The 20,078-nt window shown below is 69.6% G+C and carries 18 protein-coding genes; 11 read left to right on the top strand and 7 right to left on the bottom strand.

What is annotated here, in order from left to right; all coding sequences use genetic code 11:
• Window positions 1-44: 44 nt before the first annotated feature.
• A complete protein-coding gene (locus tag ACIPSJ_RS22545; protein WP_401348125.1) occupies window positions 45-875 on the bottom strand; it encodes a TauD/TfdA dioxygenase family protein in 831 nt (276 codons plus the stop codon).
• Between the two features lie 164 nt (window positions 876-1,039).
• Here ACIPSJ_RS22545 and ACIPSJ_RS22550 point away from each other — a divergent pair, with 164 nt between their 5' ends.
• From ACIPSJ_RS22550 to ACIPSJ_RS22565, 4 genes are all read left to right on the top strand, one after another.
• Window positions 1,040-1,789: an SDR family NAD(P)-dependent oxidoreductase gene (locus ACIPSJ_RS22550; RefSeq protein ID WP_401348128.1), complete on the top strand. Its 750-nt coding sequence runs from the start codon at window positions 1,040-1,042 to the stop codon at window positions 1,787-1,789.
• Complete coding sequence (locus ACIPSJ_RS22555; protein WP_401348131.1) at window positions 1,782-2,765, top strand: TIGR03621 family F420-dependent LLM class oxidoreductase; 984 nt, start codon at window positions 1,782-1,784, stop codon at window positions 2,763-2,765. The genes ACIPSJ_RS22550 and ACIPSJ_RS22555 overlap by 8 nt, the downstream gene beginning before the upstream one ends.
• A gap of 21 nt (window positions 2,766-2,786) precedes the next feature.
• Window positions 2,787-3,344 carry a nuclear transport factor 2 family protein gene (locus ACIPSJ_RS22560; RefSeq protein ID WP_401348134.1) on the top strand — a complete coding sequence of 186 codons (558 nt, stop codon included), beginning with the start codon at window positions 2,787-2,789 and terminating at the stop codon, window positions 3,342-3,344.
• A 62-nt stretch (window positions 3,345-3,406) separates the two neighbouring features.
• Complete coding sequence (locus tag ACIPSJ_RS22565; protein ID WP_359212623.1) at window positions 3,407-4,000, top strand: TetR/AcrR family transcriptional regulator; 594 nt, start codon at window positions 3,407-3,409, stop codon at window positions 3,998-4,000.
• A 31-nt stretch (window positions 4,001-4,031) separates the two neighbouring features.
• Here the strand turns inward: ACIPSJ_RS22565 and ACIPSJ_RS22570 are convergent, their stop codons facing one another.
• From ACIPSJ_RS22570 to ACIPSJ_RS22585, 4 genes are read right to left on the bottom strand one after another with little or no spacing between them, the layout of a single operon-like run.
• Window positions 4,032-4,970: an HpcH/HpaI aldolase/citrate lyase family protein gene (locus tag ACIPSJ_RS22570; RefSeq protein WP_401348138.1), complete on the bottom strand. Its 939-nt coding sequence runs from the start codon at window positions 4,968-4,970 to the stop codon at window positions 4,032-4,034.
• Window positions 4,970-6,184, bottom strand: a complete 1,215-nt coding sequence (locus ACIPSJ_RS22575; RefSeq protein ID WP_401348140.1) for a CaiB/BaiF CoA transferase family protein — start codon at window positions 6,182-6,184, stop codon at window positions 4,970-4,972. The genes ACIPSJ_RS22570 and ACIPSJ_RS22575 overlap by 1 nt, the downstream gene beginning before the upstream one ends.
• Window position 6,185: 1 nt before the next feature.
• On the bottom strand, window positions 6,186-7,634 hold the full coding sequence (locus ACIPSJ_RS22580) for an aldehyde dehydrogenase (RefSeq protein ID WP_401348142.1): 1,449 nt from the start codon (window positions 7,632-7,634) through the stop codon (window positions 6,186-6,188).
• A gap of 11 nt (window positions 7,635-7,645) precedes the next feature.
• The gene (locus ACIPSJ_RS22585) at window positions 7,646-8,614 is read right to left on the bottom strand and encodes a TIGR03621 family F420-dependent LLM class oxidoreductase (protein ID WP_401348145.1); all 969 of its coding nucleotides are present in this window, start codon (window positions 8,612-8,614) and stop codon (window positions 7,646-7,648) included.
• Window positions 8,615-8,744: 130 nt separating this feature from the next.
• On the opposite strand from ACIPSJ_RS22585, the gene ACIPSJ_RS22590 reads away from it, so the two are divergent.
• The 6 genes from ACIPSJ_RS22590 to ACIPSJ_RS22615 all read left to right on the top strand — a co-directional run bounded on the left by ACIPSJ_RS22590 (window position 8,745) and on the right by ACIPSJ_RS22615 (window position 16,343).
• Window positions 8,745-9,599, top strand: a complete 855-nt coding sequence (locus ACIPSJ_RS22590) for an enoyl-CoA hydratase/isomerase family protein (RefSeq protein ID WP_359212609.1) — start codon at window positions 8,745-8,747, stop codon at window positions 9,597-9,599.
• A gap of 87 nt (window positions 9,600-9,686) precedes the next feature.
• Window positions 9,687-10,994 carry an aromatic ring-hydroxylating dioxygenase subunit alpha gene (locus tag ACIPSJ_RS22595; protein ID WP_401348147.1) on the top strand — a complete coding sequence of 436 codons (1,308 nt, stop codon included), beginning with the start codon at window positions 9,687-9,689 and terminating at the stop codon, window positions 10,992-10,994.
• Window positions 10,991-11,329: a hypothetical protein gene (locus ACIPSJ_RS22600; protein WP_401348148.1), complete on the top strand. Its 339-nt coding sequence runs from the start codon at window positions 10,991-10,993 to the stop codon at window positions 11,327-11,329. The genes ACIPSJ_RS22595 and ACIPSJ_RS22600 overlap by 4 nt, the downstream gene beginning before the upstream one ends.
• A 10-nt stretch (window positions 11,330-11,339) precedes the next feature.
• Window positions 11,340-12,107, top strand: coding sequence for an SDR family NAD(P)-dependent oxidoreductase (locus ACIPSJ_RS22605; RefSeq protein WP_401348150.1), 768 nt, complete (start codon window positions 11,340-11,342; stop codon window positions 12,105-12,107).
• A gap of 31 nt (window positions 12,108-12,138) precedes the next feature.
• Window positions 12,139-13,050, top strand: a complete 912-nt coding sequence (locus tag ACIPSJ_RS22610) for a PaaX family transcriptional regulator C-terminal domain-containing protein (RefSeq protein ID WP_359212597.1) — start codon at window positions 12,139-12,141, stop codon at window positions 13,048-13,050.
• Window positions 13,051-13,226: 176 nt separating this feature from the next.
• Window positions 13,227-16,343 carry a family 78 glycoside hydrolase catalytic domain gene (locus ACIPSJ_RS22615; RefSeq protein WP_401348152.1) on the top strand — a complete coding sequence of 1,039 codons (3,117 nt, stop codon included), beginning with the start codon at window positions 13,227-13,229 and terminating at the stop codon, window positions 16,341-16,343.
• 20 nt (window positions 16,344-16,363) lie between these two features.
• Here ACIPSJ_RS22615 and ACIPSJ_RS22620 read toward each other — a convergent pair whose 3' ends face one another.
• Both ACIPSJ_RS22620 and ACIPSJ_RS22625 read right to left on the bottom strand, forming a co-directional pair.
• The gene (locus ACIPSJ_RS22620; protein ID WP_401348154.1) at window positions 16,364-17,125 is read right to left on the bottom strand and encodes a 3-hydroxyacyl-CoA dehydrogenase; all 762 of its coding nucleotides are present in this window, start codon (window positions 17,123-17,125) and stop codon (window positions 16,364-16,366) included.
• 31 nt (window positions 17,126-17,156) lie between these two features.
• A complete protein-coding gene (locus ACIPSJ_RS22625) occupies window positions 17,157-18,341 on the bottom strand; it encodes a thiolase family protein (RefSeq protein ID WP_401348155.1) in 1,185 nt (394 codons plus the stop codon).
• Between the two features lie 358 nt (window positions 18,342-18,699).
• On the opposite strand from ACIPSJ_RS22625, the gene ACIPSJ_RS22630 reads away from it, so the two are divergent.
• Window positions 18,700-20,073, top strand: coding sequence for an MFS transporter (locus ACIPSJ_RS22630; protein ID WP_401348158.1), 1,374 nt, complete (start codon window positions 18,700-18,702; stop codon window positions 20,071-20,073).
• Window positions 20,074-20,078 lie beyond the last annotated feature (5 nt).

Consider the following 20,078-nt stretch of genomic DNA (forward strand, 5'->3'; position numbering starts at 1 on the left):
ACACCCCTCGTTCCTCGCGGTTGCGGGTTCGGCACCACGCCGGTTCACGCGCTGACGAGCTCCTGCCCCACCAGCGTGGTGCGGTGCATCAGCCGACGTGAGGTGGGCTCGAAAGGCAGTGCGCGGTGCAGCATCCCCGTGTTGTCCCAGATCACGAGGTCGCCGCGGCGCCACTGGTGACGGAGGGAGAACTGCGGTCGGGTCGACCAGTCCAGGAGCCGCCCCAGCAACTCCCTGCCCCGGTCGGCCGGCCGGCCCACGACGGTGTCGGCGGTCGCTCCGACCAGGAGGGACTTCCGCCCGCTGCGGCGGGTCCAGACCAGCGGGTGCACCCTCGTCGGGACCTTCTCCCAGTCGGCCCGCTGTTTCGCGGTGGCGTCCGGGTAGGCGACGGCCTGGGCGGCGGCGAAGCTGTGGACCACCCGGAGGTCGGCGATCTCGGCCTTCTCCTCGTCGGAGAGTGCCTCATATGCGGCGTAGGTGTTGGCGAACTCGGTGTCACCGCCGGCCGGATCGACCTCGCGGGCGGTGAGCAGCGTGCCCTTCTGCGGCAACTCGTCGGTGGCCCCGTCGATGTGCCACAGGAAGTTCCCACGACGGTAGCCGGCCAGCACGCTCTTCTGCGGGTCGAGGGTGATCCTGGCTATCTCGGGGTGCTCTCCGGGATCGTTGACCTTCGGCACGACGACGTCGCCGAGCAGCCGGCTGAAGGCGACCAGGTCGCCGTCGTCGATGTGGATCTCCCGGTAGACGACGACGCCGTACTGGTCGAGTGCCGCCTGGCAGTCGTCGGCGACCTTCCTGGCGGGCAGTTCCCGGCCGGTGAGCCCGGTGATCTCGACGCCGATGTTCGGCGCCAGCTTGGTGGTCGTCACGGACATAACTTCATCCCACCTCTTCTCTTCGGGGCGCGATCGCTGATGTTATACGTTCGTCAAACACGAGCGTAAGACGCGTGCGGGACCGGGATTTGTCGCGCGGCCGCGTGCCCTCGTGATCGACGGCCGGAGCGGATCACATCCACGAAGGGACGGACGACATGGGTCATCGGCTCGATGGCAAGGTCGCGATAGTGACGGGCGCCGGATCGGGCATAGGGCGCGCCGGCGCGCTGCTCTTCGCCGCCGAGGGGGCGAAGGTGGTCTGCGCCGACATCAGCGGCGACGAGGAGAAGACCGCGGCCGAGATCGGCGCGGCGGCGGTCGCGGTGCACGTCGACGTCTCGGTCGCCGCCGACGTCGAGGGGATGGTCACCACGGCGGAGGAGCGCTTCGGCGGACTCGACATCCTCTTCAACAACGCCGGCATCGGCGGGCCCAAGCTCCTCGTCACGGAGCAGACCGAGGAAGCCTTCGACCACGTCATCGGCGTGAACCTCAAGGGCGTGTTCCTGGGGATGAAATACGGCATCCAGGCGATCCTCCGCAGCGGCGGGGGCTCCGTGATCAACACCGCGTCGGCGGCCGGCCTGGTCGGGTGGCGCAAGAACGCCGTCTACGGCGCCTCCAAGGGCGGCGTCATCCAGATGACCAAGGCGGTGGCACTCGACTACGCCGACCAGGGCGTCCGGGTCAACGCCATCTGCCCGGGGATGACCTGGACCGGACTGGTGCCGGACGCGAAGGAGCACCCCGACCCGCCCGCCGACGTGCCGATGCCCTACCAGCCGATGAAGCGGTGGGGACTGTCGAGCGAGCTGGCGACGGCCGCGCTCTTCCTCGCGAGCGACGACTCGTCGTTCGTCACCGGGGTGGCCCTTCCGGTCGACGGAGGCTACGTCTGTGGGTAGTGAGCGTCCGTTCCGGTTCGCCGTCCAGACGACCACGGCGACGTCCGCGGACGACTGGCGTACCCTCGCCCGCCGGGTGGAGGATCTCGGCTACTCGACCCTGTTCCTCGCCGACCACTACATCGGCCCGGGGCCCGTCAGTTCGCGTACCCTGCTGCGTCCGCAGCACCTGGCGCCCATCGCCGCCATGGCCGCGGCGGCGGCATGGACCTCGACACTGCGCATCGGATGCCGCGTGTTCTGCATCGACTACCACGTGCCGGCCGCGCTGGCGAAGGAGGCCGCGACCATCGACCTCCTCTCCGACGGGCGCCTCGAATTCGGCATCGGGGCCGGCACCAACCAGGGCGAGTACGAAGCCATGGGCGTCCCGTTCCTCGACGCCCCTCGGCGGGTCTCCAAACTCGAGGAGGTGATCACCCTCGTCAAGGCGCACTGGTCGGGCGAGCCGATCGACGTCGAGGGCGCTCACGTCAACGTCACCGGCTACACAGGACTGCCACTTCCCGTCCAGCGCCCGCGCCCGCGCATCCTCATCGGCGGCTCCAAGAAGCGGGTCCTTTCGCTGGCCGCACGCGAGGCCGACATCGTCAGTCTGGCCAACGTCGGGTGGCACCCCCTCAACGACGCCGGGCTGACGCCCATGCAGGAGGCGCAGCGCCGGTTCGCCACGGTCCGTGAGGCGGCCGGCGCACGGCTGCCGGAGCTGGAGCTGGAGAGCTCGCCCTATCTGGTCGCCGTCACCGACGACGTCGACGGCACTCTGGTCCGCTGGTCCAGCGCCCTGCGCGACGCCCTCCCCGAGACCCGTCCGGAGGTGCTGCGGAACCACCCGAACGTACTGGCCGGGTCGCCCGCGGAGATCGGCGACCGTCTGCACGAACGCCGTGAGACCACGGGAGTCAACTACATCACCGTCCCGCGCAGGCAGATCGACGCGTTCGCTCCCGTCGTCGCGGAGCTGAGCGGCCGATGACCGAGAGGAAGGACGACCTTCATGTCCGTCGAGCACGAGCTTGAAGAGCTTCGCCACGAGCTCCGCCATGTCAAGGACCGGATCGCGATCCTGGACTGCGTCATGAACCAGTCACGTGGCCACGACCGTCACGACGTCGAGTTGATGGCGAGCGTGTACCACCACGACGGGGTCGACGAGCACGGGCCGGCGGTGGCGCGCGGCCCCGAGTACGGGGAACAGTCGAACGACGCCCACGCTTCGGTGTTCGTCGACCACCTGCACAACATCACGACGCACACCTGCGAGATCGACGGCGACGAGGCGCACTGCGAGAGCTACGTCATCGGTGCCATGCGCGCCCGTGACGGCAAGTCCGTCTACCTCTTCGGAGGGCGGTATCTCGATCGCATCGAGCGGCGGGACGGCGTGTGGAAGATCGCGTTGCGACGGTGCACGCTCGAGTGGACGATGCAGGGCGACACTTCCCTGCTGGCTTCCGGGGCCTTCGCCGGGTTCATCAAGGGCACCTGGGACAAGAGCGATCCCTCGTACGCGCGACCGCTGAGGCTGGACGAGACCCCGGTCGAGAGGTGGTGAAGCCACGTGAAGCCACCCCTCTTCCGGGAACCGGCAGGCGGTGCTCCCTTTAACATGTCCTGATGCCAACGACCCGCCGTGTCGGTACGGACAAGTCCAAGACCCGCGCTCTGATCCTGGACCGGGCCGAGGCACTCCTGCTCGCCAAGGGGTACGCGGCGATTTCGTACCGGACCTTGGGCGCCGAGGCGGGAGTGACCGGCGCACTCGTCCAGTACTACTTCCCCACTTTCGACGATCTGTTCGTCGCCCTCGTCCGCGACCGGTCGGAACGGAGCCTCAGGCGGCTGGAGGAGGGTCTCGGGAGCGATCGCCCGCTGCGCGCCATCTGGAACTACGCCAACAACAAGGACGCCGCGGCCCTGACAGCGGAGCTGGTGGCCATCGCCAACCACCGCAAGAAACTCCGGGCCGAGATCGCGGAGGCGGGAGAGAAGGCACGCGCTCTCGCGCTGGCAGCCGTGTCCCGTACGGCGAAGAACTACGAGTTCCTGGGGGAACCGATCTCCTCCGACGTACTCGTCTTCCTCATCACGAGCACGCCTCGGATGGTCGTCATGGAACAGTCCACGGGGATGACGACCTCCCTCGCCGAGACGATCGAGTTCTTCGAGCGCTTCCTTGACCGCGTCGAGCCCCTCGACGACGAGGACTGAACCCGCAGCCGGTCATGCGCGGACCGTGCGCTCAGGCGTCCGGCGCGACACCGGCCACCGGCCCGGATGCCGCGGTCCGGGACCGGGTGAGCACGTTGGCGGCCAGGCGGGCGTGAGCCGCGTCCACGAGGCGGCCGTCGTGGCCGATGGCGCCCGTGCCGTCGGCCTCGGCCCGGCGGTAGCGCTCGACGATGTCCTGCGCTGCCGCGGCCTCCGCCGACGTGGGGGTGAACGCGTCGTTCGCGAGCGGGACCTGACTCGGGTGGATGGCCCATTTGCCGTCGAAGCCGAGCAGGGCCGCCTGCGCGGCGGCGGACCGGTAGCCGTCCGGGTTCCCGTACGCCGGAAAGGGCGCGTCGACGGCGGCGACGCCGGCCGCTCGGGCCGCGGTCAGGACCTGTGTCCGGGCGAAGTGCCAGAAGTCGCCGGGATAGCGGCCGAGCGGGTCGAAGTTGCCGTCGACCCGCGCCTGCAACGAGACGGACAGGTCGCCCGCGCCGAAGATCAGTGCCTCGACCCGCGTGCTGGAGCGGGCGATGTCGAGGGCGTTCGCCAGTCCCTCCGCGTCCTCGATGAGTACTTCCAGGGCGATCCGCCGGGCCAGGCCGAGCTTCTGCTCCAGCTGGGTGAGCAGCACGTCGACCCACCACACGTCGCGGGCAGTGCGAACCTTGGGCACGATGATCACGTCCAGGGCGTCGCGTGCGCCGGTGACGACCTCGATGATGTCGTCGTGGCACCAGACGGTGTCGAGGCCGTTGATCCGCACCGCACGCAGGGTGGAACCCCAGTCCTGTCCGGTCAACGCCTCGACGGCGATGGTGCGCGCGGACTCCTTGACGAGCGGAGCACAGGCGTCCTCCAGGTCGAGGAAGACGAGGTCGGCACCCCAACGCGGTGCCTTCGCACACATGCGCTCGCTGCTCGCCGGGGTCGCGAGCTCCGAGCGGCGGGACCGCGGTGTGCCCATCAGATCGTTCCCTTCGTGCGCAGTTCGTCCAGCTTCTCCGCGTCGAGGCCGAGCAGCCTTCCGTAGACGGCGTCGTTGTCGTGGCCGAGGCCGCGGCCGAGGTGAGCGACCCGGCCGGGCGTCTCGCTGAGCCGGACCACGGGGGCCTGGACCGTGACGTGACCGAGGTCGGGGTCCGGTATCCGGGTGAACGTCCCGCGGGCACGCAGGTGTTCGTCCGCGAGCAGGCTCGGGGCGTCGTACACGGGGGCGGCGGCGACCTCGGCCGCGTCGAAGACGCGCATGGCCTCGCTCAGGGTGTGCCGGCCGATCCACTCGGCCACGACCGCGTCGACCTCCGCGGCCCGCTCCTGTCGGCGGACAGGGTCGACGTATTCGGGGTTCTGCGCCATGTCCGCGCGGCCGACGGCGCGGAAGACGCGGGCGGCGATGCTGGGGGACGCGCCCGAGACGGCCAGCCAGCACCCGTCGGCCGTGCGGTAGGTGTTGCGCGGGGCGCTGGCCGCGAGCATGTTGCCGGCCCGCCGCTTCACCAGACCGAGCTGGTCGTAGGCCAGGGTCGCCGATTCCAGCAGCCGGGTGAGCGGCTCGATGAGGTTCACGTCGACCAACTGCCCCTGGCCTCCGTGCACGTCACGGTGGTAGAGGGCCATCATGACCGCGTAGGTCGCCGCGATGCCCGCGACGCCGTCGGCGAGCATGAACGGGGGCAGTGTGGGAGGCCCGTCCGGCTGCCCGGTCTGGTGGGCGAAACCGCTCATGGCCTCGGCGAGCGTGCCGTAGCCCGGGTGGTCGCTCTTCGGGCCGCCACGGCCGTACCCCGTGACATGGACCATCACGACATGCGGATGCGCGGCGTGCACGGACTCGTAGTCAAGGCCCCAACGCTCCAGCGCGCTGGGCCGGTTGCCCGCCACGAAGACGTCGCTGATGTCCAGGAGCCGGTGCAGGAGGGCCTGGCCGTCGGGCACGCGGAGGTCAAGGCTGACGAACCTCTTGTTGCGGCTGATGCTCTTCCACACCAGGCCGATGCCGTCGCGCCGGTCGCCCCAGGTGCGCATCGGGTCGCCCGAGCCGGGCTGTTCGACCTTGATGACCTCCGCGCCGAACTCGCCCAGTGTCGTCGCGACGGTAGGTCCGGCGGCGAGGGTGGCGGTCTCCACGACACGCAGGCCCCGCAACGGTCCCTGACGGGGTGCGGTGTCCTCGGCCATGTCAACCAGCCCCGACCGAGACGGACTTCGCCTCAAGGTAGCCGTCGAGCCCCTCATGGCCGAGCTCCCGCCCGATGCCGCTCGCCTTCATCCCGCCGAACGGCGCGGCCGGGTCCATGCTGTACGGCTGATTGACGCCGAAGGATCCACTGCGCACCCGTCGGGCCACGTCCAGTCCGCGCCCCGGGTCGCTCGTCCAGACCGAACCGGACAGACCGTACGCGCAGTCGTTGGCGATCCTGACGGCGTCGTCCTGGTCGTCGTAGGAGATGACGGACAGGACGGGACCGAAGATCTCCTCCTGGGCGATGCGCATGCCGTTGTCCACGTCGGCGAAGAGCGTGGGGCGTACGTACCAGCCCCGTTCGACGCCTTCGGGCATGCCGGCGCCGCCCACCAGGAGGCGGGCACCGGCGCGTCGGCCTTCGTCGATGTAGCCGCGGACCCGTTCCTGCTGGCGACGCGTGACCAGCGGGCCGATCTCCGTCTCGGGGTCGGACGGGTCGCCGACGACGAGGGACGTGACCATGGCGGCCAGCGCGTCGACGTACTCCTTGCGCCGTGCCGCGGGAACGAGGACGCGCGTCTGCGCCACGCAGGTCTGGCCGCTGTTCATGAGGCCGGCCAGCTTGATGCCTTCGGCGACGGCAGCCGGGTCGGCGTCGTCGAGAACGACGGCGGCCGACTTGCCGCCGAGTTCCAGGCTCACCCGGGTGAGCGACCTGCCGCACACTGCCGCGATCTCACGCCCCACGGCGGTCGATCCGGTGAAGGAGACCTTGTCCACGCCGGGGTGCGAGACGAGGTGGCGGCCGGTCTCCGCACCCGCGGGCAGGATGGAGACGACGCCTTCGGGGAGATCCAGTTCGGCCACGAGCTCAGCCAGCAGCAACGCGTCGAGAGGGGTCTCCGGCGACGGCTTGACCACGACGGGACAACCCGCGATCAGGGCGGGCGCGAGCTTTCCGACGAGCAGGAACTGCGGCATGTTCCACGGGACGATCGCGCCGACGACGCCGACGGGCTCCTTGCGGACCAGGATGTCCCCGCCGAAGCGGCCTGGACGGGACTGTTCCCAGGCGAATGCGGATCCGATGTCGGCAAAGGCGTCCAGGAGCAGCATCGGGAGGGTCGCCTGGGAGAACTTGGAGAAGCTGATCGGCGACCCCATCTCCGCCGTGATCAACCGAGCCATCTCGCGCCGGCGTTCCTTGTAGAGCCGGGCGAGCCGGCTGACCGCCGCGACACGTTCTTCCGGAGCCGTCCTCGGCCATGGCCCCTCGTCGAACGCCGCGCGTGCTCCCGCCACGGCCCGATCGACGTCGGCCCGTGCGGCGGCGGGGACGGTGGCGACCGGCCGCTCGGTGTGCGGGGAAATCACCTCGATGGTCTGATCAGTGCTCGGGTCCGTCCAGCGCCCGCCGATGAACAGTTGCTCGGGCTCGGTCATCTGTCCTCTTCTCAGTGGCCTGTCAGGTGTGCGACGACGGGTGCGAAGTTCGCCGCCTGCCTCTGCTGAACGGTGATGTAGTTCGCGCCGAACCGCTCGCGCCGCTCGTGGAGACGGTCGATCACGGCGTTCGTGTCACCGATGAGCACGTTGGGGTGGTCGAGAACGCCGTCCGGGGACATGCCCACAGTCCGCGCCACGCGTTCGGCGGCGGATGCCGCATCTGCGGTGATCCGGGCGAAGAACGGTGAGCTCTCGATCTCCAGCTCGCCGAGTCGCCCGCCCGCCGCCCTCCGGACGACGTCGTAGCGGTGGGCGGCCTCCTGCGCGGGTGTGCGGCCGGCGTCGTCGCGTTCTTCGAAGGGCACGTTCGCGATGCTCACGATGTCCGCCTCGCGCGCCGCCAGGGAGAGCACGCGTCCGCCGGATCCGCCGATCATGATCGGCGGCCGGGGACGCTGCACCGGCAGGGGCAGACCGGCGTGGTCGATCGCGGTGACGTGCTCGCCACGCAGTTCCAGCGGCGCGCCGCTCCACTGGGACTTGACGAGTGCGATCACCTCGCGCAGCTTGTCGACCCGCCTGCCGGGCAGCGCGAAGTTCAGTCCCATGGCGCGGTATTCGGGCTCGCTCCAGCCCGCGCCGATCCCGAACTCCAGCCTCCCGTCGGACAACAGGTCCAGCGTCGCGGCCTCCTTCGCCAGGACCGCTGGAACGTGGTAGTCGACGCAGAAGACCCGGCATCCCACGCGCAGTGTCTCCGTCCTGGCCGCCGCCATCGTCATGGCGGTCAGCGGCGCCAGGTCCTGCGGCGGCCAGCGCGCCACACGCTGGGCACGGCCGGGGCCGAGGTAGTGGTCGGCCAGGAAGAGCGTGCTGTATCCGAGGTCCTGGGCCGACCGTGCCGTGTCGTTCCACTCCTTCGCCGAGGTTGCGCCGGTCGCCTGGACGGCGAACCTAAATGGCTGCACACTTGTCACGCATCGAACGATAACTGTTGCACTTCCGTGCCGCCATGCCCCTGCACAGACGAACTGCGGGCGACGGCTGAGCCGTTGCCCCGGAGGCGCACGCACCGGCCGGGCCGCCGCGAGAGCGAAGGGAAGGCACGTGGTCAAGCGCGCACGTTTCGCCGAGTACCGGGACCGGTACCGCAATTACCGCTTCGAACTGAGCGAGGAGGGGATCCTGCTCATGCGGTGCCACACCGACGGCGGCAGCCTGGTGTGGGACTGGAAGGCACACGACGACATGGCGGACGCCTTCGCCGACGTGGCCGGCGACCGCGAGATCAAGGTGCTCATCCACACCGGCACCGGCGCGAACTACAACGCCGACTGGGGCCGCCTGCCCAACGGCGAACTGCCGGAGAAACCCTTGTACGACGCGATGCCCGGCGTCCGGGGCCTGCACAAGCTCGACGAGAAGGCCTGGTACAACCGCAACCTCATGTGGAACGTCCTCGACGTCGACGTCCCGATGATCAGCGTGGTCAACGGCCCGTGCAACATCCACTCGGAAGTCCCGCTGATGGGCGACGTGGTCCTGGCATCGCAGGACGCGTACTTCCAGGACGTGTCGCACTTTCCGCGCGGCCAGGTGCCCGGCGACGGACAGCATGTGATCTGGCCCTTCCTGGTAGGCCACAACAGAGCCCGGTACCTGCTGCTGACCGGCAAGAAGCTCTCCGCCCAGGAGGCGCTGGAGTGGGGCGCGGTCGCGGAGGTGCACCCCAAGGAAGCGGTACTGGACCGGGCCTGGGAGCTGGGCCGGGAACTCGCCAGGCGGCCGCACCTGGTCCTGCGCTACACCCGGCAGCTGTTCACCCAGAACCTCAAGCGCGCCTTCCTCGACGAGCTGGGCCACGGGCTCGGCCGTGAGACCTACGCCCAGCAGGAGTTCTTCCCGTTCGGTGGCGGCATGGAGCCGCTCGACCGGGCCTGGAACGAGAAGCCCTGGACCTGAAAACCCCATCTCATAGAGAACAGAAATCTGGCGTATGTGAACTCCATGTGTCTACTATCGCATCATGGTGAGGAGAGGACACAGGTCATGACGGAACTTCAGGAACGTCTAGCCACCGGCAAAGGCAAGTTCACTCCGCAGTACCCGGCCCTCGGAACCGGCCCGGTCTCGTACGAGGACTGCGTCTCGCCCGAGTTCTTCGAGGCGGAACGGGAGGCGGTCTTCCGGCGTTCATGGCTGTACGTCGGCCGCTCGGAGCAGCTCCGGCGGAAGGGCTCGTACTTCACCCGCGAGCTGCCGGGCAGGCTGGCGTCGATCGTGGTCAGCCGCGGCGTCGACGGCCAGGTGCACGCGTTCCACAACGTCTGCGCGCATCGAGGCAACAAGGTCGTCTGGCAGGAGCATCCCCAGGAGGAGAGTTCCGGGTTCTGCCGGCAGTTCCACTGCAAGTACCACGGCTGGCGCTACGGCCTCGACGGCCGGGTCTCGCACATCACGAACGAGCAGGAATTCTTCGACCTCGACAAGAAATCCCTGCGTATGCCGCCGGTGCACTGCGAGGAGTTCGCCGGTTTCGTGTTCGTGAACCTCGCCGAGGACCCGGTCCCGCTCCGCGGCTACCTGGGCGAACGCCTCCTCGAACTGGAGCAGTACCCGTTCGAGATGATGACGCAGCGCTACGGGTTCCGTTCCCGCATCCGCGGCAACTGGAAGCTCGCCGTGGACTCGGTGTGCGAGTGGTACCACCCGCCGTACGTCCACGCCAGGTTCATCGACAAGGACGTCGCCAAGGCCGAGAAGATGGTGCCGCCCGTGGACGCGTACCACTACGACCTCTTCACCCCGCACATGCTCACCTCGGTGCCCGGCCCGCCGCCGCTGCCGCCCCGGGAGCCCGGTACGGCGGGCCCCGCGTCGAGGGACCAGAAGTGGGTCTACCGCCTCTTCCGGGCCGGGCTCTTCGGGCCCGACGACGTGCCCGACCTCGGACCGCTGCCCGGGTTCCTCAACAAGGGCCAGATCCGTTCCTGGGGCAACGACCAGTTCTGGCTGTTCCCGAATCTCTCGGTGCAGATCTGGGCCCGCGGCTTCTACATCACGTACACCTACTGGCCCGAGAGCACCGACTCCCACATCTACGACATCGACCTGTACTTCGTGCCGCCCCGCAACGCTCAGGAGCGGCTGGCTCAGGAACTCGTCGTGGACAGCACCATCGAGTTCGCCATGCAGGACGTGAACACGATCGAGGCCACGCATTCGGGGCTGACGAGCCGCGCCAACCGGGAGTTCCACCTCAGCGACCAGGAACTGCTCATCCGGCACTTCCACCAGACCGTTCGCGACACCGTCGCCGCTCACCAGGACGGCGCCGAGAAGGGCGAAGGCCGATGACCACGACACCGTCGCTCCCCGAGGGCTTCGCCGAACTGGAGCCGTACGTCGAGGACTGGGCACGGGCGACCCGGCAGGAACGCTACGAGATGCGCCTGTCCAAGACGATGGAGGAACTCGACGCGTTCTACGACGCGATCGCTCCGCGCGCGGAGGAAGCGATCACCCACCTCAACGGCCTGGGCCTCGACAACCTGCCGGACACGGAACTGCGCCTGCTGCGGCTGCTCTACTCGATGGTCCTCGTCTCGTACGCGGTGAACGTCTTCGAGCAGCCGCGCATCCCGGACTCGGGCGCCGCGTTCTTCGGCACACTCGTCGAACCGGCAGTCTGAGGAGGCGGAGATGCACCTCACCACAGACGGCCGACGGGTGGCCGTCGTCACCGGCGGTGGGTCGGGGATGGGCCGGGCGATAGTCCACCGGCTCGCCGCGGACGGGTTCGCGGTCGCCGTCATGGACCTCGACGCGGCGGCCGCCGCGAAGGTCGCCGTGGAGGCACGGGAGAAGGGCGGGGAGGCGCTGGACGTGGGCGGCGTCGACGTCTCGGACCGGGCCCAGGTGCGCGAGGGGGTGCGGCGGGTCCGGGAGTCCCTCGGCCCTGTGCTCGTCCTCGTGAACAACGCCGGCATCACCGGTTTCCGGGAGTTCTCCGCCATCACGGACGAGAAGTGGGACCGCATGATGGCGGTCAACCTGGCCGGCCCCTTCTACGTCACGCAGACCGTACTGCCCGACATGATCGAGGCCGGGTGGGGGCGGATCGTGAACATCTCCTCCTCCAGCGCGCAGGGCGGCCAGCCGTTCATGGTGCACTACGTCACCTCGAAGGCCGGACTCATCGGCTTCACCAAGGCGCTGGCCCTCGAGGTCGCCCCCAAGGGCGTCACGGTCAACACGATCCCGCCGGGGTTCATCGACACACCCATGCTGAGGGAGTCCGAAAGGCGCGGCATGCTCGGGGGGACGGTCGACCACCATGCCGGCCTGACACCGGTGCGCCGGCCCGGCCGACCGGAGGACGTGGCCGCGGCCTGTGCCTTCCTCGTCTCCGACGAGGCCGGCTACATCACCGGCCAGATCATCGGCGTCAACGGAGGACGCAACACCTGATGGCGGACCGCATACCAGTACGCTCGCGCTGATGAATCCCCAGACAACACTGGTCGACGTCGATCTGCCGCGGGCTCAGATCGGCGCCAACCCCCAGCACCTGATCCTCGGGCTGTTCACCGACTACTGGTTCCGCGCCGTGGATTCCCTGCCCTCGGCCGCTCTGGTCACGTTGCTGGGGGACTTCGGCATCACGCCCGTGAGCGCACGGGCGGCGATCGGCCGGCTGGCCCGTCGTGGTGTGCTGGACGTGGACAAGCGAGGACGCCGGACGTATTACCGGATGACGCCGGGTACGGCGCGCACTCTGGAGCAGACGCAACGCCGCATCACGGAGTTCGGCAGCGCCGACCGGCCCTGGGACGGCCTGTGGACCACGGTGGCGTTCTCCGTTCCCGATGAGCAGCGGGATCTGCGGCATGTCATCCGCCGCCGCCTGCGCTTCCTCGGGTACGCCGCCGTGTACGACGGCGTGTGGATGTCACCGCATGCCGACGCCGGGCAGACGGTCGAGCTTCTGGAGAGCGTCGGCGTACGCAGCGCCACGGTGCTGCGCTCCACCCTCGTCCACGCACAGGGCGACGGAGACCCGTTGGCCGCCTGGGACCTTGACGCCGTTCGAGCCGGGTACGCCGAGTTCATCACGGAGTACACACCACTGCTGGACCGGGTGACCGGGGGGCGGGTGGGTTCGGCGGAGGCGCTGGTCGCGCGCACCACGGTCAAGGACGTCTGGCGCGAGATGGTCGGCGCCGACCCCGAGCTTCCCGCGAACCTGCTGCCCGAGGGATGGCCCGGCCACCGGGCTCGCGCCATGTTCGTCCAGATCTACGACATCCTCGGGCCGCTCGCCGAGGTTCGTGTCCGCCAACTGGTCGGCGAGCACGATCCCGCGCTCGCCGCCGTGGTCGGCCACCGCACCACGACCCACACTCCGTCATAAGGCGCCTGCGGCTTTTTAACGTTTCAACCCACTGCCTCTTACCACACTGTCGGCCATATCTACCGATCCATCTGCTATGGCTCCAACCATGGACATGACTCACGTCCGTCGATACTTTCTTCGCTCATTCGGGGCTTTGAATCGATACAAGCTCATGTAGCCGAAGGGACAGCGTCATGAGTGACGGAGTCGACGGTGCAACAGGCGGAAGCGTGCGGCGCAGGACGGTACTGGCCACCGCACTGGGCACCGTGCCGGTGGTCGCGGCAGGCGTGATCGGCCCGGCCGGCCCTGCGGTGGGCACCACCCGAAGCAGCACGGCGACGGAAACGGAAATAGCGGCGCTGACGGTCGAGCACCGCACCGAACCCCTCGGTGTGGACGCGGCCCGTCCGAGGTTCGGCTGGCGAATGTCCTCCGCCACCCGTGGACGGCGTCAGAGCGCCTACCGAGTTCTGGTCGCGAGCTCCGCCGGTCGGCTGCGCGCCGGCCGGGCAGACGTGTGGGACAGCGGCCGCGTCGCCTCCGCGGACTCGGTGGCCGTGCGTTACGCGGGCCGCGCCCTGAAGCCCTCCACCCGCTACCACTGGACCGTCCGCGTCTGGGACGAGGACGGCCGTGCCGTTCCCGACGCCCCGGCCGCCTTCTTCGAGACCGGCCTGCTGAGCACCGACGGCACGACCAACTGGGACGGCGCCCGATGGATCGCGATGTCGGGCAAGAAGGCGAATTCGGCCGGGGCCCCGCTGCTGCGCCGCGAGACCCGTCTTCGGGGCGCGGTCCGCGAGGCCCGGCTGTACGTGTCGGCGCTCGGCGTGTACGAGGCCCACGTCAACGGCCACCGGGTCACCGTGCCGCACGGCACCGGCACCACCCGTGAACTCCTCACCCCCGGCTGGACGAACTACGACACCACTGTCAGCTACTTCACCTATGACGTCACGGATCTGGTCTCCGGACGGAAGCGGCTGGCGCTCGCGGCGGTGCTGGGCAACGGCTGGTACAACGGCCGCGTCTCGCAGGACAGCGTCTACTACTCCGCCGACGGCAACCCGCTCGCGCTGAAGGCCAAACTGCTGCTGCGCTATGCCGACGGGTCGACGCAGAGCGTGGTGACCGGGCCCGGTGCCGGCTGGAAGGCGACCGACACCGGCCCCCACCGCGCCGACGACATCTACGACGGCCAGACCTACGACGCCCGCAAGGAGCTGCCCGGCTGGACGGCGGCCGGCTATGACGACTCCTCCTGGGCGGACGTCGCGGAGCACGGCTACTCGGCCCGCTTCCCGGACGCCCGGCTGGTCGCCTACCCGGGGGACAGCGCCCGGCTGACCCCTCGGTGGGACCGCACCCCGCGCTCGCTCACCGTCTGCACCGGCGTCGCGGGCGAGGGCTCCAGCGCCAATGGCAAGGGCCACGTCGTCGTCGATGAAGGTCGCACGGTGACCGATCCCGCCTGGGCCGCCACCGCGTCCGTGACCCTCGCCGAAGGGGACACGGCGGTCTTCGACCTCGGCCAGAACATGGTCGGCGTGCCCCGCTACACCGTGCGCGGCCCCGTCGGCGCCCAGGTCACCCTCCGCTTCGGCGAGATGCTCAACGACGCGAGCCAGAGCGCCGACGGCCCCGCGGGTTCCGTCTACCGCGCGAACCTGCGCACCGCCGAGGCGACCAGCACGTACATCCTCAGGGGCGATCCGCACGGCGAGACCCACGAGGACTCGCTCACCTTCTACGGCTTCCGGTACGCCTCCGTGACCGTCACCGGCGGGCCGGTCACCGTCACCTCGCTCACCGGCTGCGTCGCCACCTCCGCGCTGCGCGAGGTCGGCACCGTCACCACCGACGACGACCAGGTCAACCAGTTGATCAGCAACGTCCACTGGGGTCAGCGCGGCAACTACCTGTGGATACCGACCGACTGCCCGCAGCGCGACGAGCGCCTCGGCTGGACCGGCGACACCCAGGTGTTCTGCGCCACCGGCCTGTACAACGTGGACGCCGTCACCTTCCTCAGCCACTTCGAGGACCTCCTCGTCGAGTCGCAGCGGACATACGGCATCGACGGCGCCCAGTTCCCCGCGGTCGCCCCCGGGAACCGGGCCTTCACCGTCGCTCCGGTGAGCGGCTGGGCCGACTGCGGGATCATCGTGCCCTGGACCGTGTGGCAGATGAGCGGAGACCGGACCGTCATAGACCGCAACTGGGAGGCGATGAACCGCTACCTCGACTGGATCGTGAAAAGGAGCGGGACGACCTACGCGGGCCAGGGCTCCCTGTTCGCCGACTGGCTGGCCCCCCAGGGCACCGGCACCCAGTTCATGAGCGACGTCTACTACGCCTACAGCACCCGGCTCATGGCCCACATGGCGCGGGCGACAGGCCGGGCCGCGGAGGCGGACGCGTACGACAAGCTCCTCGGCGACATCAAGCGCGCGTTCAAGGCCAGGTACCTCAGCGTCCGGGGGGACAGCATCACCGTGCGCTCCAGCCTGGGCGGCACGCCGCCCACCGGCACGGAACCCGAGGACGACAGCCAGACCGCGCTGCTGTGGGTGCTCAAGCTCGACCTGTACGACACCGAGGCCCAGCGCCGCCGACTGGTCTCCCTGCTCGCCGACAACATCGGCAACGACGCCGCGTACAAGGCGGCCCATCCCACCAGCGCCCGTGTCCAGTACGCCGCGGACACTCTCTCCGTCGGCTTCCTCGGTGTGAACGTCCTCGCCCCCGTCCTCACCGACGAGGGCCGCGCCGACCTCGCGTACACACTGCTCCACCAGAACGCCCTGCCGTCCTGGCTGTTCTCCGTCGACAACGGAGCCACCACCCTGTGGGAGTGGTGGAACTCGTACTCGAAGCAGGACGGTTTCGGCCCGGTGGTGATGAACTCCTTCAACCACTACGCCTACGGGTCGATCATGGAGTGGATGTACGAGGGGATGGCGGGCATCGCCAGGGACCCGGACAACCCCGGCTTCCGTCACTTCTTCCTGCGCCCGCACGTCGATCCGACGGGGAGGATCACCCACGTGTCCGGCTCGCACGTGTCTCCGTACGGCGAGATCGTCAGCGAGTGGACGGCGAAGGGCCGCGCCCTGACGTACCGGGCCCACGTCCCCGCCAACAGCACGGCGACGCTGCGCATCCCCGCCACCGACCCGGCCGCCGTCCGGGCGGGCAGGACACCCCTGTCCCGCGTCGAGGGCGTCGAGTACCTGGGCTTCTCGGACGGCACGGCGTCCTACCGGCTGCCGTCCGGCCGTTATGAGGCCACCTCCGCCCTGGCCTGAGGGGGCTGTGGGGCGACGGCCTACCGAGGGGCCATACGGATGGCGCCGTCGAGGCGGATGGTCTCGCCGTTGAGCATGGGGTTGGCGACGACATGGGCGGCCAGCGCCGCGTACTCGCCCGGGTCGCCCAGGCGTGCGGGGTGCGGGACCTGCGCTCCCAGCGAGGCGACCGCCTCCTTGGGGAGGGTGTCGAACAGCGGGGTGTGGAACAGCCCTGGCGCGATGGTCACCACGCGGATGGCGAGGCTCGCCAGGTCACGGGCGACCGGGAGGGTCATGCCGACGATCCCGCCCTTGGAGGCGGAGTAGGAGGCCTGGCCGATCTGGCCGTCGAAGGCGGCGACGGACGCGGTGTTGATGATGACACCGCGCTCCTCGCCGTGGGGTTCGGTCCGTGCCATCCGCTCGGCGGCGAGGCGGATGACGTTGAACGTACCGATCAGATTGACCTGGACGACCTTGGTGAACGTATCGAGCGGGTGCGCGCCCGCCCTGCCCACCGTCTTGGCCGCAGGACCTATCCCCGCGCAGTTCACGGCGACCCGGAGGGTCCCGAGCGACTGGGCGAGGTCGAGGGCGGCCGACACGTCCGCCTCGCTGGTGACGTCGGCCGGGGCGAAGGCCACCTGGTCGCCGAGTTCCTCCGCGACGGCCTTGCCCTTGGAGGCCGGCAGGTCGACGATGACGACCGCGGCCCCCGACTCGACGAACTTCCGCACGGTCGCCAGCCCGAGGCCGGAGGCCCCTCCGGTGACGAGGGCGACGCTGCCTGCGATGTCCACGTGTTCTCCTGGATCTCGTTGGTGGGGGACGTCAGATGCGTTCGATGATCGTGGCGTTGGCCATGCCGCCGCCCTCGCACATCGTCTGCAGGCCGTAGCGCCCGCCGGTGGCCCGCAGGTGGTGCACCAGCGTGGTGAGCAGACGGGTGCCGGACGCGCCGAGTGCGTGGCCGAGTGCGATGGCGCCACCGCGGGGGTTGAGCCGCTCGGGGTCCGCACCCAGTTCCCGCTCCCAGAGCAGCGGGACGGGTGCGAAGGCCTCGTTGACCTCGTACGCGTCGATGTCCTCGATCGTCAGGCCCGCGCGGGTCAGCACTCGCCGACTGGCCGGGACGACACCGGTGAGCATCAGCAGTGGGTCACTGCCCGTGACGGCGAAGGCATGGAAGCGGGCCAGCGGTCGCAGGCCGAGCGCCACGGCCCTGTCCTCACTCATGATCAGGACGGCCGACGCCCCGTCGGTGAGCGGCGAGGAGTTCCCCGGCGTGATGCGCCAGTCCTCGATCTCCGGGAAGCGCCGGGAGATCTCCTCATCCGCGAAGGAGGGCCTCAGTCCGGCCAGCCCCGCCGCATCCGTCCCCGGCCGGACTGTCTCGTCCCTGGTGAGGACACCCCCGTCGGGGCCCACGACCGGGGCGAGCTCCTGGCGGAAGGCCCCGCGGTCCATGGCCGCCGCCGCTCGCGCATGCGACTGAGCGGCATACGCGTCCAAGGTGTCGCGGTCGAACTTCCAGCGGGCGGCGATGAGTTCGGCCGCGACACCCTGGTTGACCAACCCGCCGGGATAGCGCGCGCCGACCCCCGGGCCGAAGGGATCGCGGCCCTGGGCGGGCGAGCCCATCGGCACCCGGCTCATGGACTCCACCCCGCACGCGATCACCACGTCGTACGCGCCGGCGATCACACCCTGCGCGGCGAAACTCGCGGCCTGCTGGCTCGAACCGCACTGGCGGTCGACGGTCGTCGCCGGGACCGACTCGGGAAAACCCGCACCGAGAACGGCGCTGCGCGCGATGTTCATCGCCTGCTCGCCCGCCTGTCCGACACAGCCGGCGATCACGTCGTCGACCTGGTCGGGGTCGAGGTCATTGCGCGCGACCAGCGTCCGGAGCACACCCGACAGCAGTTCGGCCGGATGGATCCCGGACAGCTGCCCGCCCGGCTTGCCCCTGCCGGACGGGGTGCGCACCGCGTCCACGATGACGGCGTTGATCATGAGCCTGCCCCTCTGCTCTGCTCCGCGGCCACAACTCTATCGATCGATAGATATTGCACTATAGGAGCGACGAGCACCCCCATCAAGAGTCCTTGACGCGATGTCGGCCAGGGCCCTAGGGTCCGATCTATCGATCGATAGATTTCATGGAGCCGCCATGAACGAAACAAACTGCCGCCCCGAGTAGCGTTCTCACCGCGGAGTGCGGAACCTGGCAGCCCTTGAGCGCCACGCGCCACAGACGCGCGGACGGTATCGCCGCTCACGAGCCACCGCGCCGTTCCCACCTCGCCCGGAAGGGGCAAAGTCGGCCAACCATGCCGTCGGCTCTCGCCGCGGACTCCCCCTGGAGATGACAGTGTCGTCACATGCCGGTCCAGCGGTCCCTGAGGCCGCTCCACCCCGTCGTTCGGCCCGCGCGTCCTTCGCCGCGGCGATCGCGACCTCGCTCGAGTGGTACGACTTCTTCATCTACTCCACCGCCGCCGCGCTGGTCTTCAACACCACCTTCTTCGCCACCGACGACGCCGTCGTCTCGGCCCTCAGTTCGTTCGCCACCGTGGCGGTGGGCTTCGTCGCCCGGCCCGTCGGCGGCGCCGTCGCGGGCGCGCTCGGGGACCGGCACGGACGCAAGCCCGTGCTGGTCGGCGCCATCAGCCTCATGGCGGTGGCCACCTCGCTGATCGGCTGCGTACCGAACACCGAGGCAGTGTGGCTGGCGCCGGCGCTGCTGGTGATACTGCGCCTGTGCCAGGGGCTGGCCGTCGGCGCGCAGTGGAGCAGCGCGGTCCTGGTCGCGACGGAGAACGCGCCCGCGCACCTGCGCGGGTTCTACGGAAGCTTCGCCCAACTCGGCGTCCCGATCGGGGCGGTACTCGGCAACGCGGTGTTCCTGATCGCCACCGCGGCGTCCTCGGCGGAGGCCTTCTCCTCCTGGGTGTGGAGGATCCCCTTCTGGATCAGTCTGGTCATGCTGCCGATCGCCTTCGCCATCCACCGATTCCTGGCGGAGACCCCGGAGTTCGAGGCGGCCGCGGCGAGGGCCGCCGCACGACCCAAGGCCGAGGTCCGGCGCTCCGTGTTCGTCGAGGCCGTCCGGCGCAACCCGGGCGCGATCCTGACCGCGGCGGGCGCGAACACCGCGGGTGTGGTGCTCTTCCAGGTGACGGTCGCCGGCTCGGTGCAGTTCGTGACGACGTATCTCGGGATGGGCCGCACCTCGGCCCTCACCTGGGTGCTGGTGGCGTGCGCTCTCATGATGCCGTTGGTGCCGCTCTTCGGCTGGCTGTCGGACCGCTTCGGCCGCAGGCTGATCTTCGGGCTGGGAGCCGCCGCGATGATGGTCTGGGGAGTACCGATGTGGTTGCTGATTCCCGCGTCCGGGCCCGACCGGATCTGGCCGTTCGCCCTGGCCGTCATAGGCGCCGCCGTCGCCATGTCTCTACAGACCGGCACTCAGGGCACGCTCATCGCCGAGCTCTTCCCGCCGGAGGTGCGTTCCTCGGGCGCCTCGCTCGGTTATCAGACAGCAGGGATCGTCGGGGGCTTCGGACCGTTCGTCACCGTCGCGTTGATCGACGGTGACTCGGCGAACGCCTGGCGGGTCGGCGCGCTCGTGGCCGTCCTGGCCATGGCCTCCCTGGTCTGTCTGCAGCTGATCATCCGTCGCCGCTACCACTCGACCTCCGAACATGTCGCCTCCGACGAGACCGACGTCGTCACGGCCAGCTGACCTGG

Source organism: Streptomyces sp. NPDC090088 (assembly GCF_044747345.1).
Classification (GTDB): domain Bacteria; phylum Actinomycetota; class Actinomycetes; order Streptomycetales; family Streptomycetaceae; genus Streptomyces.

What these genes read in the sequence shown, in the direction of transcription:
- ACIPSJ_RS22550 (WP_401348128.1), top strand. Translation starts at nt 1,040, where the DNA reads ATGGGTCATCGGCTCGATGGCAAGGTCGCGATAGTGACGGGCGCCGGA.
- ACIPSJ_RS22560 (WP_401348134.1), top strand. Translation starts at nt 2,787, where the DNA reads ATGTCCGTCGAGCACGAGCTTGAAGAGCTTCGCCACGAGCTCCGCCAT.
- ACIPSJ_RS22565 (WP_359212623.1), top strand. Translation starts at nt 3,407, where the DNA reads ATGCCAACGACCCGCCGTGTCGGTACGGACAAGTCCAAGACCCGCGCT.
- ACIPSJ_RS22570 (WP_401348138.1), bottom strand. Translation starts at nt 4,970, where the DNA reads ATGGGCACACCGCGGTCCCGCCGCTCGGAGCTCGCGACCCCGGCGAGC.
- ACIPSJ_RS22575 (WP_401348140.1), bottom strand. Translation starts at nt 6,184, where the DNA reads ATGGCCGAGGACACCGCACCCCGTCAGGGACCGTTGCGGGGCCTGCGT.
- ACIPSJ_RS22580 (WP_401348142.1), bottom strand. Translation starts at nt 7,634, where the DNA reads ATGACCGAGCCCGAGCAACTGTTCATCGGCGGGCGCTGGACGGACCCG.
- ACIPSJ_RS22595 (WP_401348147.1), top strand. Translation starts at nt 9,687, where the DNA reads ATGACGGAACTTCAGGAACGTCTAGCCACCGGCAAAGGCAAGTTCACT.
- ACIPSJ_RS22600 (WP_401348148.1), top strand. Translation starts at nt 10,991, where the DNA reads ATGACCACGACACCGTCGCTCCCCGAGGGCTTCGCCGAACTGGAGCCG.
- ACIPSJ_RS22605 (WP_401348150.1), top strand. Translation starts at nt 11,340, where the DNA reads ATGCACCTCACCACAGACGGCCGACGGGTGGCCGTCGTCACCGGCGGT.
- ACIPSJ_RS22610 (WP_359212597.1), top strand. Translation starts at nt 12,139, where the DNA reads ATGAATCCCCAGACAACACTGGTCGACGTCGATCTGCCGCGGGCTCAG.
- ACIPSJ_RS22615 (WP_401348152.1), top strand. Translation starts at nt 13,227, where the DNA reads ATGAGTGACGGAGTCGACGGTGCAACAGGCGGAAGCGTGCGGCGCAGG.
- ACIPSJ_RS22625 (WP_401348155.1), bottom strand. Translation starts at nt 18,341, where the DNA reads ATGATCAACGCCGTCATCGTGGACGCGGTGCGCACCCCGTCCGGCAGG.